Genomic DNA, 13,606 nt, shown 5'->3' on the forward strand with positions numbered 1-13,606 from the left:
TGTACTTTAGGATCAATATAGGCTTTCAACTGATGCAGCAAGAAAAAGCTTAAAATAAATAGATGCTAGCTTATATAGCGACTCCGATTGCGCGCGATCGTTTATAATACATCAAAACTAACTCACTATTTTTCTATGAGCTCAGCTCTGTTGATTACTGTGTTATAAATAGCCATGCCTTTCTTACCTGTTTAACAAATCTGAAAGGATTTTTTCACAAGCCTACAAATTGGCGTACTGCACCTGTATTATTGAAAGCCTATGCAAATTTAACCACAAGCTAAGGTGCACAAATGCGTTTATTACATACCATGTTACGAGTTGCTGATTTGGACAAATCAATTGCGTTTTATACTCAAATATTGGGCATGAAAGAATTACGTCGCGCAGATAATGAAGAGTATCGTTACACCCTCGCGTTTTTAGGCTATGGGGATGAAAAAGATAACACAGTGTTAGAGCTAACCTACAACTGGGATACTCATAGCTACGACTTAGGCAATGCTTATGGTCATATCGCGATTGAGTTTGACGATATTTATAAAGCCTGTGCAGATATAAAAGCCGCAGGTGGTAATGTTAGCCGGGAGCCTGGCCCTGTAAAAGGTGGCACCACTGAAATAGCCTTTGTTAAAGACCCTGATGGCTATGCTATTGAGCTTATTCAGAAAAAAGAAAACATGAATCGTTTCTAGATTAATATAAAAAGGTGCTCAAGGCACCTTTTAACGTAATTGACTGTCTTTACTACCACGTCGGTTAACCGTGCTAGCACCTGCTCTTTTGCGCTCAATAGTAGCTTGGCATTGAACACAATAGCGTACGCCAGGTAGTGCTAACCTTCGAGCTTGCGGAATTGCCTCATCACACTTTTCACATAACTCGGCACTCGCGCCTGATATTAAATTACTTCTTGCATATTGTACAGCGTCATTCACACTTGCATCTATTTGATCTTGAATTGCACCGTCTCGTGCCCACCCACTTGCCATAATGCCCTCTAATAATCACTAAATTTAAGATCATATTAGCAATTAAAAACTTTATTTTTGCTGAATAAACGGATTTTTGGATTTTTGGATTTTTGGATTTTTGGATTTTTGGATTTTTGGATTTTTGGATTTTTGGATTTTTGGATTTTTGGATTTTTGGATTTTTGGATTTTTGGATTTTTGGATTTTTGGATTTTTGGATTTTTGGATTTTTGGATTTTTGGATTTTTGGATTTTTGGATTTTTGGATTTTTGGATTTTTGGATTTTTGGATTTTTGGATTTTTGGATTTTTGGATTTTTGGATTTTTGGATTTTTGGATTTTTGGATTTTTGGATTTTTGGATTTTTGGATTTTTGGATTTTTGGATTTTTGGATTTTTGGATTTTTGGATTTTTGGATTTTTGGATTTTTGGATTTTTGGATTTTTGGATTTTTGGATTTTTGGATTTTTGGATTTTTGGATTTTTGGATTTTTGGATTTTTGGATTTTTGGATTTTTGGATTTTTGGATTTTTGGATTTTTGGATTTTTGGATTTTTGGATTTTTGGATTTTTGGATTTTTGGATTTTTGGATTTTTGGATTTTTGGATTTTTGGATTTTTGGATTTTTGGATTTTTGGATTTTTGGATTTTTGGATTTTTGGATTTTTGGATTTTTGGATTTTTGGATTTTTGGATTTTTGGATTTTTAATCTTAATAACACTGCACTAACTATTAAAATAGTAATTGTCGTCCCCAAGAGATTAGTACTCCTGATAACGTCGTGCATAGAGAGTTCGGTGTCACACTGCTTTATACAATACTTTAAATAGTAAGTGGCGTCCCCAAGGGGATTCGAACCCCTGTTACCGCCGTGAAAGGGCGGTGTCCTAGGCCTCTAGACGATGGGGACACATAAATGTGTCACTAGGACAACTGAATTTTTAGACTCGTTTCAGGCGAGCTTTCTTAATAACACTGCACTTCCCTATTAAAAATAAGTAAGTGGCGTCCCCAAGGGGATTCGAACCCCTGTTACCGCCGTGAAAGGGCGGTGTCCTAGGCCTCTAGACGATGGGGACACATAAATGTGTCACTAGGACATTTGATAAGTTCAACTCACATCATGAGCTTTAAGGTAATTGCGTTTAATACAAGTAAAGACTCGAGCTTTAATTGTGACGCTATTTTCTCGGTAAAACCGCCTATAACTAATAAAAGTTAAGTGGCGTCCCCAAGGGGATTCGAACCCCTGTTACCGCCGTGAAAGGGCGGTGTCCTAGGCCTCTAGACGATGGGGACACAGAAAACTGCTACCCTAGGACAAAACACTAATTTTTGGTGGAGCCATGCGGGATCGAACCGCAGACCTCTTCACTGCCAGCGAAGCGCTCTCCCAGCTGAGCTATGGCCCCAACTTAATCAATACTCGCCATGATAAACACGTCGGGTATCGCTTAGTGCGGGGCGCATTCTATGCACCACCCAAAATAAAGTCAACAGTTTTTTACTTAGCATTATTTAAATGGTTTAATTTTCAACAAACTGGCTATCAAGCATGCTAAAAAACACAATTTTAATAGGAATCCCCTTTCATTGCTTGTAACTTAACCGCAACTTTAAAACTTTTAGCTAGAACTACTCTACTTTTCTGTTTCACACCCAATCTCTAATGAAGATAAAAGGTATACATTTATATGCAAATTAAATTTATGATGAATTCTAGCCATGTTTATCTTTCAAAAATGAATTTACCGTTGTGCATTTAGTTTTACGCTAAGTAAGGATAGTATGCTTATTTCTATAAGGCTCATTTAGTTATAACCCCCCCTCGTCGCGATTACATACCCTAGATTGAACAAATTTAATAAACTTGGTCTTTAAAAGACAGCGCTAATTCTGCTAAGTGGTGAAAAATGACCACTTAAATTAATTGTGAGGCAATAAATATTGCACCTAAGAAAACCAACATGCTCCATTTAGAATGGTTTTTAGCTATAACTCATTTTGATCTAAAGATAAAAACTCGAATCCTGAAAGGTCATCAAGCCCTAACATAAAGCTAATGTGAACAGCGTCTACACTACATTTATTACAAACAGCTTAACTTATTTGAATCCAATGATTAAAACAAACGTAATTTAAGTACAGTGATAATACAATATTGCACTGTTCTCGAACGTTATTTAAACTACAACTTTGGATTTGATGATAAAATAGACTCCAACCCTGCCCCATTGTTTATAAAATCTTCATTCAGCACATTTTTATCATTCAAGTGTTGACACATTTCCAACTCTATCTATAATAGCGCCCCACAACGACGCAGCAATGTGGTGTTGTTTAGATGTGGGTGATTAGCTCAGTTGGGAGAGCATCGCCCTTACAAGGCGAGGGTCACTGGTTCAAGTCCAGTATCACCCACCACTTTTTATTAAGTGTTCATATCTAAGATTCTTTATGGGGCGTTAGCTCAGTTAGAAAAAAGAGAGCATCACCGCTATTTACAAGTAACGGCGAAGTTCACTGGTTAAAGTCCAGTACTATTTATTTTAATAGTAGCGTTTTAATTTATATATGGGTGATTAGCTCAGTTGGGAGAGCATCGCCCTTACAAGGCGAGGGTCACTGGTTCAAGTCCAGTATCACCCACCATATATAAAAGCTATTATCATATTATATAGTCGCGTTTTAAAATTGTAATATGGGTCGTTAGCTCAGTTGGGAGAGCATCGCCCTTACAAGGCGAGGGTCACTGGTTCAAGTCCAGTACGACCCACCATTCTCAGAATGGTGCATATTACAAAAAATCTAAATGAGTGATTAGCTCAGTTAGAAAAAAGAGCATCACCGCTACTTGCAAGTAACGGCGAGGTTCACTGGTTAAAGTCCAGTACTATTTATTTTAATAGTAGCGTTTTAATTTATATGTGGGTGATTAGCTCAGTTGGGAGAGCATCGCCCTTACAAGGCGAGGGTCACTGGTTCAAGTCCAGTATCACCCACCACATATAAACCTATTATTGTTTTAATAGTCACGTTTTAAAGTTTTAATATGGGTCGTTAGCTCAGTTGGGAGAGCATCGCCCTTACAAGGCGAGGGTCACTGGTTCAAGTCCAGTACGACCCACCACTATTTCAGTGGTGTATATTAAAATGTAATTTGGGTGATTAGCTCAGTTGGGAGAGCATCGCCCTTACAAGGCGAGGGTCACTGGTTCAAGTCCAGTACGACCCACCACTATTTCAGTGGTGTATATTAAAATGTAATTTGGGTGATTAGCTCAGTTGGGAGAGCATCGCCCTTACAAGGCGAGGGTCACTGGTTCAAGTCCAGTACGACCCACCACTATTTCAGTGGTGTATATTAAAATGTAATTTGGGTGATTAGCTCAGTTGGGAGAGCATCGCCCTTACAAGGCGAGGGTCACTGGTTCAAGTCCAGTACGACCCACCACTATTTCAGTGGTGTATATTAAAATGTAATTTGGGTGATTAGCTCAGTTGGGAGAGCATCGCCCTTACAAGGCGAGGGTCACTGGTTCAAGTCCAGTACGACCCACCACTATTTCAGTGGTGTATATTAAAATGTAATTTGGGTGATTAGCTCAGTTGGGAGAGCATCGCCCTTACAAGGCGAGGGTCACTGGTTCAAGTCCAGTATCACCCACCAAATTACATATTAAGTGTTTAATTCAAATAAAAGCATTTAATAACAGGCGTACTTATTATATGTGGGTGATTAGCTCAGTTGGGAGAGCATCGCCCTTACAAGGCGAGGGTCACTGGTTCAAGTCCAGTATCACCCACCACATATAAACATTTATAAAAATTCTCCTTGTTAAAATCAATAAATACTCTTTTATAATCACTCTTAATTTTTACATTATAAAATTCTATGTGGGTAATTATCTAAGCTGTAAAAAAAGAGCATCGCCACCATTCACAAATAATGGAGATGGTCACTAGTATCAAGCCAAGTAATCACCCACCACATAGAAGCATTTCTAAAAATTCTCCTTGTTAAAATCAATAAATATTCTTTTATAAACAAACACTATGAATTTTTACAGTATAAAATTCTATGTGGGTAATTATCTAAGCTGTAAAAAAAGAGCATCGCCACCATTCACAAATAATGGAGATGGTCACTCGTGAAAGCTCTGTATCACTCACCACATAGATCATTAAAAATATTTTTATTAAACTCCCACAGATCCAACTTTAAATTTATAAATCTTTTTTAACTATACTAATTCGCTTAATTAAGTGCGCTATTTTGAGATAAGAAAGCATTGTCGATAACAATCCAAAATTTCACTACTTAATTATTCTCAGCAATTGTTTCTGCATGGACCTACTTTCTAATCCACCCAATCGCATAGCAGAAGTTTTTAGCTCTGTTATCGTCAGGTTTAATACCAATCTGCTTATATATGGGGTCTATTTAACGTTAAGAAAATTACGCTAGAACTAGGCAAAAATTTTTGTATCTAGTTATTCTAAATAAAAAATTTTTAACGACGTTATAGTGCAATTTAATTCGTTAAATTGATCAAAGATTTATGCAGTTTGGTATAAGCCCTCAAATTGATAAAACATTGATGCGGACCGGTATTAAGCTATTGCTTGCTTGATTAATTAGATCAAACCAATGCTATAAAAGTTAAATAACTGCCAAAGATAGACTCCCTACCCAAGATTCACATTAGCCATACAAATTAAGTTACAATTGTCAGCTTTATCAAAAGCACTTAAAGGTTATACTTAAATCATTAACGAATAATAAGGAATGAGGTTATGTCTGGAACTACGATGGTTGTACTGATTGTACTGATTTCAGTTGGCTCAGGAGTACTTTATGATATGTATAAAAAGCATCTTGAGTTTAAGCATAAAATGCAAAACAACAACAGCGATGCCCATAAACAACTAGCTGAAACAAACGCACAAGTGCTTGCATTAAAAGAGCGTGTACAAACACTTGAGGCCATTGTTACTGATTCAAGCTTTAGCGTTAAAGATGAAATTAATAAGCTTTAAGTTGTTATAAATAATCAGGATATAAGTGCGCGTTTTCTGGCTGCTCTATGCCGTGAGCAGCTAAAAACCCGCCAATAGCTTGCCCGCAGCCTTGTGGTGCTCGCCCACTGTCTATTTCAAAATTTAATTGATTAGCGTGTTGCTTACCCATAGAGCAAAGCCCGACCGTACTTGGTGAGCGCATTGCAATACTTAGCTTACCAATTTGTGCTACTGCCACATTTTTACTAAAACGTGTAAATCCTTGGTATTTGAATTGCTCGCTGACATAATCATTACTCGTATTTACTAAAGCAGAAATAAAACCATGTAAAAAGCTGTTAGCTGATGCATCGCTTGTTAAAAAAGCCAACGTTTTGTTATTAAACTCACTTAATTGGCAATTACTGCATTGCAACTCAACAGTGAACAAGTGCTGTTCGGCTGTAATTGCTTGATGACTTTTAAGCTCAATGGCTGCATCCGCAAATACAACACGCTTAATAATATTATTAATACTGACTTCATTGCTGTTTGCAATAACTAACTCAGGGTTTTGCGCCATTACCGGTAAGTCGTGATGATTATTAAAAGGCGTGCTTATTGAACCATCTTGAATAAGCTGAAATAGCTCTCGTACTTCGTGTTCACGTGCTATTTTTAGTGCTAAAAATGCAGTTTGAATAAGCTCAGAAGTCGGTAAGTTTTCTTCTACAATCCAGCGTCTACCAAATAAAAGTTTTTTGGCTTTACTTTCGCTATGAGAATCATTTTTTTGATAATTGTCAGGGCTGAGAACAGCTACTTGCAGATAAATTTCTTCACCTTTTTGTGCAGCAAGCACTCTAAAATGAGCTGAAAACTCAATACTCTCGAGCACTTTATTCACGCTATTTAACGTATGTTTGTAGCGTAAAAAATGCTGGGGAACTACCCAGCTATTATTAGCTAATTGCACAAGCGGTGCGTAAGAGATTGGCTGCTCATAGCTGTGTTGCCATTTTTGTTCGTTACTAAATAACGTATTAAGGTGACTATTTTTATCTGACATAAATAAACCAAATAAACCTGCACTAGGCAAGATATTAACTGTAACCATATTACGTCTTCAATGTCGTAATTAGATCACACGTGCGCCTCAATTTTAGGCTTTTTTAACTATCGATGAGTCCTTGATAGTCTGTTATAACTTTTTGATAGTAAAGAGCATCTTTATTAAGCATTTTAGTATAATGATTTAGCAACTGCTGCTTGTAGGCTTTATGCACTGCGTTATCATATTGCCACATCATATCACCCGTTTTGCTAAGTGTAGTGTTGCTATTAAAACTAACTTCAATTACTTCGTAAAAACGCTTGTTATCTACAATTATTTGCTCGCTAAGCAAGCCTAACCCTAATAAATCAAGACCCGTTCTTAATGTATAAGTATGCTGTACCGGGCATAAAATAAAACGTACATTTTGTATTATGTGCATACTATTATTAGCCACTACTTGCTGCATAAGCTTTAGCAGTAACTCACCACCGACACCTGCAATAACAACAACTTGCTTAGTATCACTGGTTAATTTGATAGTACCTACATCTTTGCACAACACTTGCCATTGATCGTTGTTTGAATGCATGCTTTGAGCACTACTTACTCTTAAAAGTAGTAACTCTAAATTTGCCATTAAATCAGGCACTATATCAACAAAAACGACTTTATTAGCTGCGTTTCGTTTTAGTAGCGCTAAGCCCAAATAACCATGATCGCAACAGCAATCCCAAATTATATCTTCAGGTTCGGTAATTAACGCATCTATAGTCGCTAAACGTTTGCTCAGTTTCATTTAAGCAGGTGTTTGTGACGTTTTATAGACAAGCGCCTTTAAACTTCTGTCGCTGTCCACTTCAATAAAGCGTGCTGTAGGTGATAAACGTTCAACAAACTCAATAGCGCCTTGCGTATGCTCTGTAATAAGTGCTTTAAATGCGTCCTCGCTCAGCTCTGGGCTATTAGCGCAAAGTAGCAGCTTTGTTGTATCACTTAGTAACTCTGGTAGCCTGCGTAACACTTTTTGATAGTCTTTCGTTAAAATAAAACTCCCCTTTTGAAAACTTGGCGGATCAACAATAATTAAGTCAAACGGGGCTGCTTTTTTTAATTTTCCAAACGACTTTAAAATATCATGTGGTAAAAAACTGACGCCTTTGTCAAAACCATTTAATTGATGGTTTTGCTTACCAACCTTAAGTACGCCTTTACTCATGTCCATATTCATTACATGGTCTGCACCACCTTGCATGGCCGCCAAAGAAAACCCACACGTATACGAAAATAAGTTAAGTACTTTGCCGTGCTTACTGTTCGCCATTACAAATTCACGGCCACTGCGCATATCGGGAAATATTCCGGTATTTTGACGGCTTTGTAAATCCACTAAAAAACGAATGCCGTTTTCGGTTACAACATGTTGGCTCGGCAATTGCCCGTAAACCACGGTGTTTTGGCTTTGCACGCCAGCACGTTGCTGATAAACAAGTGACGTAATAAGCTCTGGCTGGTTTTTTTGCGCCCATTGCCACACAGCATCAGTGAGCTCACTTAGTGTTTGCTCATCAATTTCGTCGTACGAGACCAAAAATAAACTGGGCGGATAAAAGTCTAAATTAATGTGGCTTAGCGCTTCGACGCTGTGGCCTCGCCCATGAAAAACACGACATAGTTCATTTTTTAAAATTGGCGCGTCTTCAAGCGCAGTAATAATAGGTGTAAAGTTTGCTGTCATTGTTAATTAATCAACTGTTGTTGTAGTTCATGTATTTCGTCGCGAACGGAGCCCGCTTTTTCAAATTCTAAATCGCTTGCGTATGCATGCATTTTGGTTTCAAGCTGCTTAATTTGTACTGAAATTTCTTTCGCACTAAGTACCTTTTTAGAGTCTTTACGAACAAGTCTAAGGTTATCTTTAGGCCCAGCGTCTTCGCCTATGTCCATCGCATCAAGAATCTTTTTGGCTAACGAATGCGGTTCAATACCGTGTTCAATATTATAAGCATGCTGAATTTCGCGTCTGCGCGCTGTTTCGTCCATGGCCTTAGCCATCGATTTTGTAATTTTATCACCGTATAAAATTGCGCGACCATCTAAGTGACGAGCAGCACGACCAATGGTTTGAATAATTGAACGTGCAGAGCGTAAAAAGCCTTCTTTGTCTGCATCAAGTATCGCTACTAGCGCCACTTCTGGCATATCCAGGCCCTCTCGAAGTAAGTTAATACCCACCAACACATCAAAGACTCCCGCACGTAAATCGCGAATAATTTCGACTCGTTCAACTGTATCTATGTCAGAATGCAAGTAACGTACTTTTACACCATGCTCACTTAAATAGTCGGTTAAATCCTCCGACATACGCTTGGTTAATGTGGTGACCAGTACCCGCTCGCCCTTCTCCACACTTTTATAAATTTCTGATAGGAGGTCATCAACCTGATCCCCCACTGGGCGTACTTCTATGAGTGGATCAAGCAAACCTGTAGGTCGAATTACTTGCTCTGCTATTTCACCTACGCAGCGCTCTAATTCAAAGTCGCCTGGCGTTGCCGATACATAAATAGTTTGCGGTGCTATGGCTTCAAACTCTTCAAAACGTAGCGGTCTGTTATCCATTGCTGAGGGCATTCTAAAACCATATTCAACAAGATTTTCTTTACGGCTTCTGTCGCCTTTATACATAGCGCCAATTTGCGATACGGTTACGTGCGATTCATCAATAATCATTAATGCGTCGTCTGGTAAGTAATCAAGTAATGTTGGCGGCGGATCGCCAGGCGTACGACCTGATAAATAACGGCTGTAGTTTTCTATCCCAGAGCAATAACCTAGCTCCCGCATCATTTCTATATCATATTGCGTACGCTGTGTTACGCGTTGCTCTTCTACTAATTTATTGGCACTGAGTAACTGGGCTCGTCGCTCTTTGAGTTCTTCTTGTATTTTATCGATAGCACCGAGTATTTTTTCACGCGGGGTAACATAGTGTGTTTTTGGATAAATAGTGGTGCGTATTATATGCTTTTCGACGGCGCCAGTAAGCGGGTCAAAAATACTCAAGCGCTCTATTTCATCATCAAACATTTCTACGCGAATTGCGAAGGTGCTAGATTCTGCCGGAAATATATCAACCACTTCACCGCGTACACGGTAAGTACCACGGCTAAAATCTATGTCGTTGCGGGTATATTGTATTTCGGCAAGACGGCGCAGCATGTCGCGTTGATCTACTTTTTCGCCCACTTTTAAAAGCAGCATCATTTTCATGTATGACTTAGGGTCACCCAAACCATAAATAGCCGATACTGATGCCACAATAATGGTGTCGCGGCGCTCAAGCAGTGCTTTGGTGGCACTTAAACGCATTTGCTCGATGTGTTCGTTAATAGACGCGTCTTTTTCGATGAATGTATCGCTTGACACAACATACGCTTCTGGTTGGTAGTAATCGTAATACGATACAAAATATTCAACGGCGTTTTTAGGAAAAAATTCTTTCATCTCACCGTATAACTGTGCGGCTAGTGTTTTATTATGCGCCATTATTATTGTCGGACGATTTAAGTCGTTAATAATATTAGCCATAGTAAAGGTTTTACCTGTACCTGTAGCACCGAGTAAAGTTTGGTGCGCAAGTCCAGCTTCTAATCCCTCGCACAGCTGTTTAATAGCCGTGGGCTGATCGCCCGCTGGCTTAAAGTGTGATTTTAGTTGAAAATGATCGCTCAATTAGTGCACTCCTTTAACGATTGACGGCTCAAAGCTTCAAGCTCTTTTACAAACCACTTATAAGATACTAATGCGGTAAATAAATTACCCAACGCGGCACCAATAAATAGGCCAGTTAAACCAGCAAGTTCATTGCCTATATAAGCAAATGGTAAGTAGAAAACAAATAAACGAATAGCACTTAAAAATAATGCATTCATTGGTTTGTGTAATGCATTAAACGAAGAATTAGATAATATGATCACTCCTTGCAAGCCATAGCTTAATGGAATGGTATAGATAAAGAGTTTTATAACATCTATAACCGCTTGCTCTTTACCAAACATTTGGCTAATAAAGCCAGAAAGGGCAATTAAGATAATATAAATGACGAATTGCCAAATCATTACAAACTTTAAAGTACCAATGTAGGCCTCTTTTACTCTGCATAACTTACCTGCCCCAAAGTTCTGACTCACAAACGGCGGGAGTGTCATCGACAAAGCAAGTACAAGGATACTGGCTATAGACTCAATCCTGCTGCCAACACCAAATGCAGCAACGGCTTCTGGACCATGATGAGCAACCATAGCAGTCATTACAGCCATTGCAACTGGAGTCAACATGTTTGCCCCTGCGGCAGGTAAACCTATTTTTAACATTTTACGAATAGCGCCGATCACTGTTTGAGAACCTGCTTTTAAACTCAACAATCGTTTTTTTACTATCAGTACATATAAAATAATAACGACTGCAACCCCCCATGCAATTACACTCGCAATGGCCGCGCCTTGGATACCCATTGCTGGAATAGGCCCAAATCCAAAAATAAGAAGGGGATCGAGTACTGCGTTTATAAGCCCTGCTCCGCCCATCACAATACTTGGCGTTTTAGTATCGCCACTGGCACGTAATACCGAATTACCAATCATTGGCGTAATTAAAAATACACTACCAATAAACCACACATTCATGTATTCATGTATCAAAGGAAGTACTTGCTGGCCTGCGCCTAATAACGTAAAAATGGGATCGATTAGCAAATACCCAATAAACGATAAAATAAGCACTAAAACAAACGCCACTAGTATAGAAATACTTGCATCAAAGCGCGCTTCATCTATTTTATTACTGCCAAGCGCTTTACCGATTACCGCAGAGGTGCCTATCCCTAATCCAATTGCCAAACTAATAACCGTAAACGTAACAGGAAACGTAAAGCTCACGGCAGCAAGTGGGTCTGTACCTAATAAACTAATAAAGAATGTATCAACAATATTAAACATCATCAAAGTGATCATGCCAAAAATCATCGGAATGGTCATTTTTTTAAGTGTTGCAGGAATTGGATCATTTAGTAAATCAGGGCGAGTCTGAGTTTTTGAAATTGCGCGCATGGTATAAATTAGCCTCTTTTACTGAGCTGATCATTTTAAAGCATCAAGGCAATTCAAGCCACGGATTTATCAATAGATTTGTAGTAGCCGCTTAAGTAAGGATTTTAAAAAAGAGTTAATGTGGATTTTTACGTATTTTTGTTAAAATAGAGCCTTAACAGCCTAAAAAACAATTAAAACACATTTTCGTTACTTTTATTACAAACAGCCACTTATTACTGATGCTTTTTCGCACAAAGCAATGCTTTGATTTATCGTGACGAATAATTTCTTTCATCAGGTTCCCTGATACAAACCAAAAAGATTAACCTATTGTTTTTTATAGATATAAAAATAATGATTTAAAAGCTTGAAATCGGTGTAGCACCCTACAGCTCTAGTGCCGCTAATGTTCTTCAGGTTTCATAAACAGAGTTATCCACAGAAACCGTGGATAACTCATTCAAAGCCGCATTTATAAAGGCTTTCACAGAACCAAACTCTTTAGTTAGTCTTTACCAACATCAGATGTTCTATTAATGCCATTTTTACAATTTCAACAAAAAAACACATTCACCAGTAAAACAGTCTCTATTATCACTTGTGTTAGGCTAAATAAATTTTGTATAAGTATACCGCAAGTTATTGATTGTATTATTTTTGAACTATTCATTCGCTATCTTTAACGTGCGTATAAAATGAGAACTGTTTTACGTAAAAATTAATTTATTTTAAATTGTACTTAAAACCAGATTTACAAAAACCTGCTCATTTAAAAAGAACAAAGACTATTTTTATAAAAAGAATGAAACCTTCTTTTTATGTTTTTTAGCTGACTTTCGTTAACTAAGTACTTAAAAGCTGTATTTTATTTACTCAATGAACACTATAAATTAAATAAAAAAGCAATTTACATCGTGTTCTAGCACCTAAAATTTCTGGAAAAAAATCTAAATAAAGCCAGAAAACACGCAGATTGAGTATAAAAACAACGAATAAACCTCTTTTTTCAATTTATGATCTTTTATATGTTGACAGTTTGCGGTGAGGTCATTAATATTTCGCCCCGTTGAAAGGCAAGACGCTTCCCCCTTAGCTCAGTTGGTTAGAGCGACGGACTGTTAATCCGCAGGTCCCCCGTTCGAGTCGGGGAGGGGGAGCCAAGTTTTTCAACCATAAACGATTCCCCCTTAGCTCAGTTGGTTAGAGCGACGGACTGTTAATCCGCAGGTCCCCCGTTCGAGTCGGGGAGGGGGAGCCAAGTTTATGATTATGGTATGTAGTTCCCCCTTAGCTCAGTTGGTTAGAGCGACGGACTGTTAATCCGCAGGTCCCCCGTTCGAGTCGGGGAGGGGGAGCCAAATCATAATAACAGCACTACTTTAGTTCCCCCTTAGCTCAGTTGGTTAGAGCGACGGACTGTTAATCCGCAGGTCCCCCGTTCGAGTCGGGGAGGGGGAGCCAATTCTAATAATTTCATAG

The 13,606-nt window shown here is 38.4% G+C and carries 9 protein-coding genes and 19 tRNA genes; 17 read left to right on the forward strand and 11 right to left on the reverse strand.

All coding sequences use genetic code 11. From position 1 onward, the window contains the following. The first annotated feature begins 293 nt into the window (after positions 1 to 293). Positions 294 to 695, forward strand: coding sequence for a lactoylglutathione lyase (gloA, locus tag PALI_RS00540; RefSeq protein WP_193154432.1), 402 nt, complete (start codon positions 294 to 296; stop codon positions 693 to 695). Positions 696 to 725: 30 nt separating this feature from the next. On the opposite strand, the gene PALI_RS00545 is transcribed toward gloA, so the two are convergent. The 6 genes from PALI_RS00545 to PALI_RS00570 all read right to left on the reverse strand — a co-directional run bounded on the left by PALI_RS00545 (position 726) and on the right by PALI_RS00570 (position 2,391). Further along, positions 726 to 992: a DksA/TraR family C4-type zinc finger protein gene (locus tag PALI_RS00545; protein WP_138586131.1), complete on the reverse strand. Its 267-nt coding sequence runs from the start codon at positions 990 to 992 to the stop codon at positions 726 to 728. A gap of 51 nt (positions 993 to 1,043) precedes the next feature. After that, positions 1,044 to 1,736 carry a hypothetical protein gene (locus PALI_RS00550; RefSeq protein ID WP_193154433.1) on the reverse strand — a complete coding sequence of 231 codons (693 nt, stop codon included), beginning with the start codon at positions 1,734 to 1,736 and terminating at the stop codon, positions 1,044 to 1,046. A gap of 77 nt (positions 1,737 to 1,813) precedes the next feature. Continuing rightward, positions 1,814 to 1,889 (reverse strand) — tRNA-Glu (locus PALI_RS00555). 93 nt (positions 1,890 to 1,982) lie between these two features. Continuing rightward, positions 1,983 to 2,058: transfer RNA gene (locus PALI_RS00560), tRNA-Glu, on the reverse strand. A 144-nt stretch (positions 2,059 to 2,202) separates the two neighbouring features. Continuing rightward, positions 2,203 to 2,278 (reverse strand) — tRNA-Glu (locus tag PALI_RS00565). Positions 2,279 to 2,315: 37 nt separating this feature from the next. Continuing rightward, positions 2,316 to 2,391: transfer RNA gene (locus PALI_RS00570), tRNA-Ala, on the reverse strand. A 936-nt stretch (positions 2,392 to 3,327) separates the two neighbouring features. Here PALI_RS00570 and PALI_RS00575 point away from each other — a divergent pair. The 12 genes from PALI_RS00575 (at position 3,328) to PALI_RS00630 (ending at position 6,019) form a co-directional block, all read left to right on the forward strand. Beyond that, positions 3,328 to 3,403: transfer RNA gene (locus tag PALI_RS00575), tRNA-Val, on the forward strand. A 152-nt stretch (positions 3,404 to 3,555) separates the two neighbouring features. Then, a tRNA-Val gene (locus PALI_RS00580) sits at positions 3,556 to 3,631 on the forward strand. Between the two features lie 51 nt (positions 3,632 to 3,682). After that, positions 3,683 to 3,758 (forward strand) — tRNA-Val (locus PALI_RS00585). Between the two features lie 150 nt (positions 3,759 to 3,908). Continuing rightward, a tRNA-Val gene (locus tag PALI_RS00590) sits at positions 3,909 to 3,984 on the forward strand. A gap of 49 nt (positions 3,985 to 4,033) precedes the next feature. After that, positions 4,034 to 4,109: transfer RNA gene (locus tag PALI_RS00595), tRNA-Val, on the forward strand. A gap of 32 nt (positions 4,110 to 4,141) precedes the next feature. Then, positions 4,142 to 4,217 (forward strand) — tRNA-Val (locus PALI_RS00600). Positions 4,218 to 4,249: 32 nt separating this feature from the next. Then, positions 4,250 to 4,325, forward strand: a tRNA-Val gene (locus PALI_RS00605). A gap of 32 nt (positions 4,326 to 4,357) precedes the next feature. Continuing rightward, a tRNA-Val gene (locus tag PALI_RS00610) sits at positions 4,358 to 4,433 on the forward strand. 32 nt (positions 4,434 to 4,465) lie between these two features. After that, positions 4,466 to 4,541 (forward strand) — tRNA-Val (locus PALI_RS00615). A 32-nt stretch (positions 4,542 to 4,573) separates the two neighbouring features. Next, positions 4,574 to 4,649, forward strand: a tRNA-Val gene (locus tag PALI_RS00620). A gap of 63 nt (positions 4,650 to 4,712) precedes the next feature. Beyond that, positions 4,713 to 4,788, forward strand: a tRNA-Val gene (locus PALI_RS00625). 988 nt (positions 4,789 to 5,776) lie between these two features. Continuing rightward, positions 5,777 to 6,019: a hypothetical protein gene (locus PALI_RS00630; RefSeq protein WP_193154435.1), complete on the forward strand. Its 243-nt coding sequence runs from the start codon at positions 5,777 to 5,779 to the stop codon at positions 6,017 to 6,019. Positions 6,020 to 6,023: 4 nt separating this feature from the next. Here the strand turns inward: PALI_RS00630 and PALI_RS00635 are convergent, their stop codons facing one another. The 5 genes from PALI_RS00635 to PALI_RS00655 all read right to left on the reverse strand — a co-directional run bounded on the left by PALI_RS00635 (position 6,024) and on the right by PALI_RS00655 (position 12,145). After that, complete coding sequence (locus tag PALI_RS00635) at positions 6,024 to 7,049, reverse strand: hypothetical protein (RefSeq protein ID WP_193154478.1); 1,026 nt, start codon at positions 7,047 to 7,049, stop codon at positions 6,024 to 6,026. A 103-nt stretch (positions 7,050 to 7,152) separates the two neighbouring features. Next, on the reverse strand, positions 7,153 to 7,833 hold the full coding sequence (locus PALI_RS00640; protein ID WP_193154437.1) for a tRNA (adenine(22)-N(1))-methyltransferase: 681 nt from the start codon (positions 7,831 to 7,833) through the stop codon (positions 7,153 to 7,155). After that, the gene (locus tag PALI_RS00645) at positions 7,834 to 8,772 is read right to left on the reverse strand and encodes a class I SAM-dependent methyltransferase (RefSeq protein WP_193154439.1); all 939 of its coding nucleotides are present in this window, start codon (positions 8,770 to 8,772) and stop codon (positions 7,834 to 7,836) included. A gap of 2 nt (positions 8,773 to 8,774) precedes the next feature. Continuing rightward, positions 8,775 to 10,769, reverse strand: a complete 1,995-nt coding sequence (uvrB, locus tag PALI_RS00650) for an excinuclease ABC subunit UvrB (RefSeq protein WP_193154441.1) — start codon at positions 10,767 to 10,769, stop codon at positions 8,775 to 8,777. Next, complete coding sequence (locus tag PALI_RS00655) at positions 10,766 to 12,145, reverse strand: MATE family efflux transporter (protein WP_193154443.1); 1,380 nt, start codon at positions 12,143 to 12,145, stop codon at positions 10,766 to 10,768. The genes uvrB and PALI_RS00655 overlap by 4 nt, the downstream gene beginning before the upstream one ends. A 1,065-nt stretch (positions 12,146 to 13,210) precedes the next feature. On the opposite strand from PALI_RS00655, the gene PALI_RS00660 reads away from it, so the two are divergent. From PALI_RS00660 to PALI_RS00675, 4 genes are all read left to right on the forward strand, one after another. Beyond that, positions 13,211 to 13,287, forward strand: a tRNA-Asn gene (locus tag PALI_RS00660). Positions 13,288 to 13,308: 21 nt separating this feature from the next. Beyond that, positions 13,309 to 13,385 (forward strand) — tRNA-Asn (locus PALI_RS00665). Between the two features lie 23 nt (positions 13,386 to 13,408). Next, a tRNA-Asn gene (locus tag PALI_RS00670) sits at positions 13,409 to 13,485 on the forward strand. 26 nt (positions 13,486 to 13,511) lie between these two features. After that, positions 13,512 to 13,588 (forward strand) — tRNA-Asn (locus PALI_RS00675). Positions 13,589 to 13,606: the final 18 nt, after the last annotated feature.

This window comes from Pseudoalteromonas aliena SW19, assembly GCF_014905615.1.
Taxonomy (GTDB): Bacteria; Pseudomonadota; Gammaproteobacteria; order Enterobacterales; family Alteromonadaceae; genus Pseudoalteromonas; species Pseudoalteromonas aliena.

Excerpts from the sequence above, each read along its gene's own strand:
- gloA (WP_193154432.1), top strand. The coding sequence starts at position 294 with ATGCGTTTATTACATACCATGTTACGAGTTGCTGATTTGGACAAATCA.
- PALI_RS00545 (WP_138586131.1), bottom strand. The coding sequence starts at position 992 with ATGGCAAGTGGGTGGGCACGAGACGGTGCAATTCAAGATCAAATAGAT.
- PALI_RS00630 (WP_193154435.1), top strand. The coding sequence starts at position 5,777 with ATGTCTGGAACTACGATGGTTGTACTGATTGTACTGATTTCAGTTGGC.
- PALI_RS00635 (WP_193154478.1), bottom strand. The coding sequence starts at position 7,049 with ATGTCAGATAAAAATAGTCACCTTAATACGTTATTTAGTAACGAACAA.
- PALI_RS00640 (WP_193154437.1), bottom strand. The coding sequence starts at position 7,833 with ATGAAACTGAGCAAACGTTTAGCGACTATAGATGCGTTAATTACCGAA.
- PALI_RS00645 (WP_193154439.1), bottom strand. The coding sequence starts at position 8,772 with ATGACAGCAAACTTTACACCTATTATTACTGCGCTTGAAGACGCGCCA.
- PALI_RS00655 (WP_193154443.1), bottom strand. The coding sequence starts at position 12,145 with ATGCGCGCAATTTCAAAAACTCAGACTCGCCCTGATTTACTAAATGAT.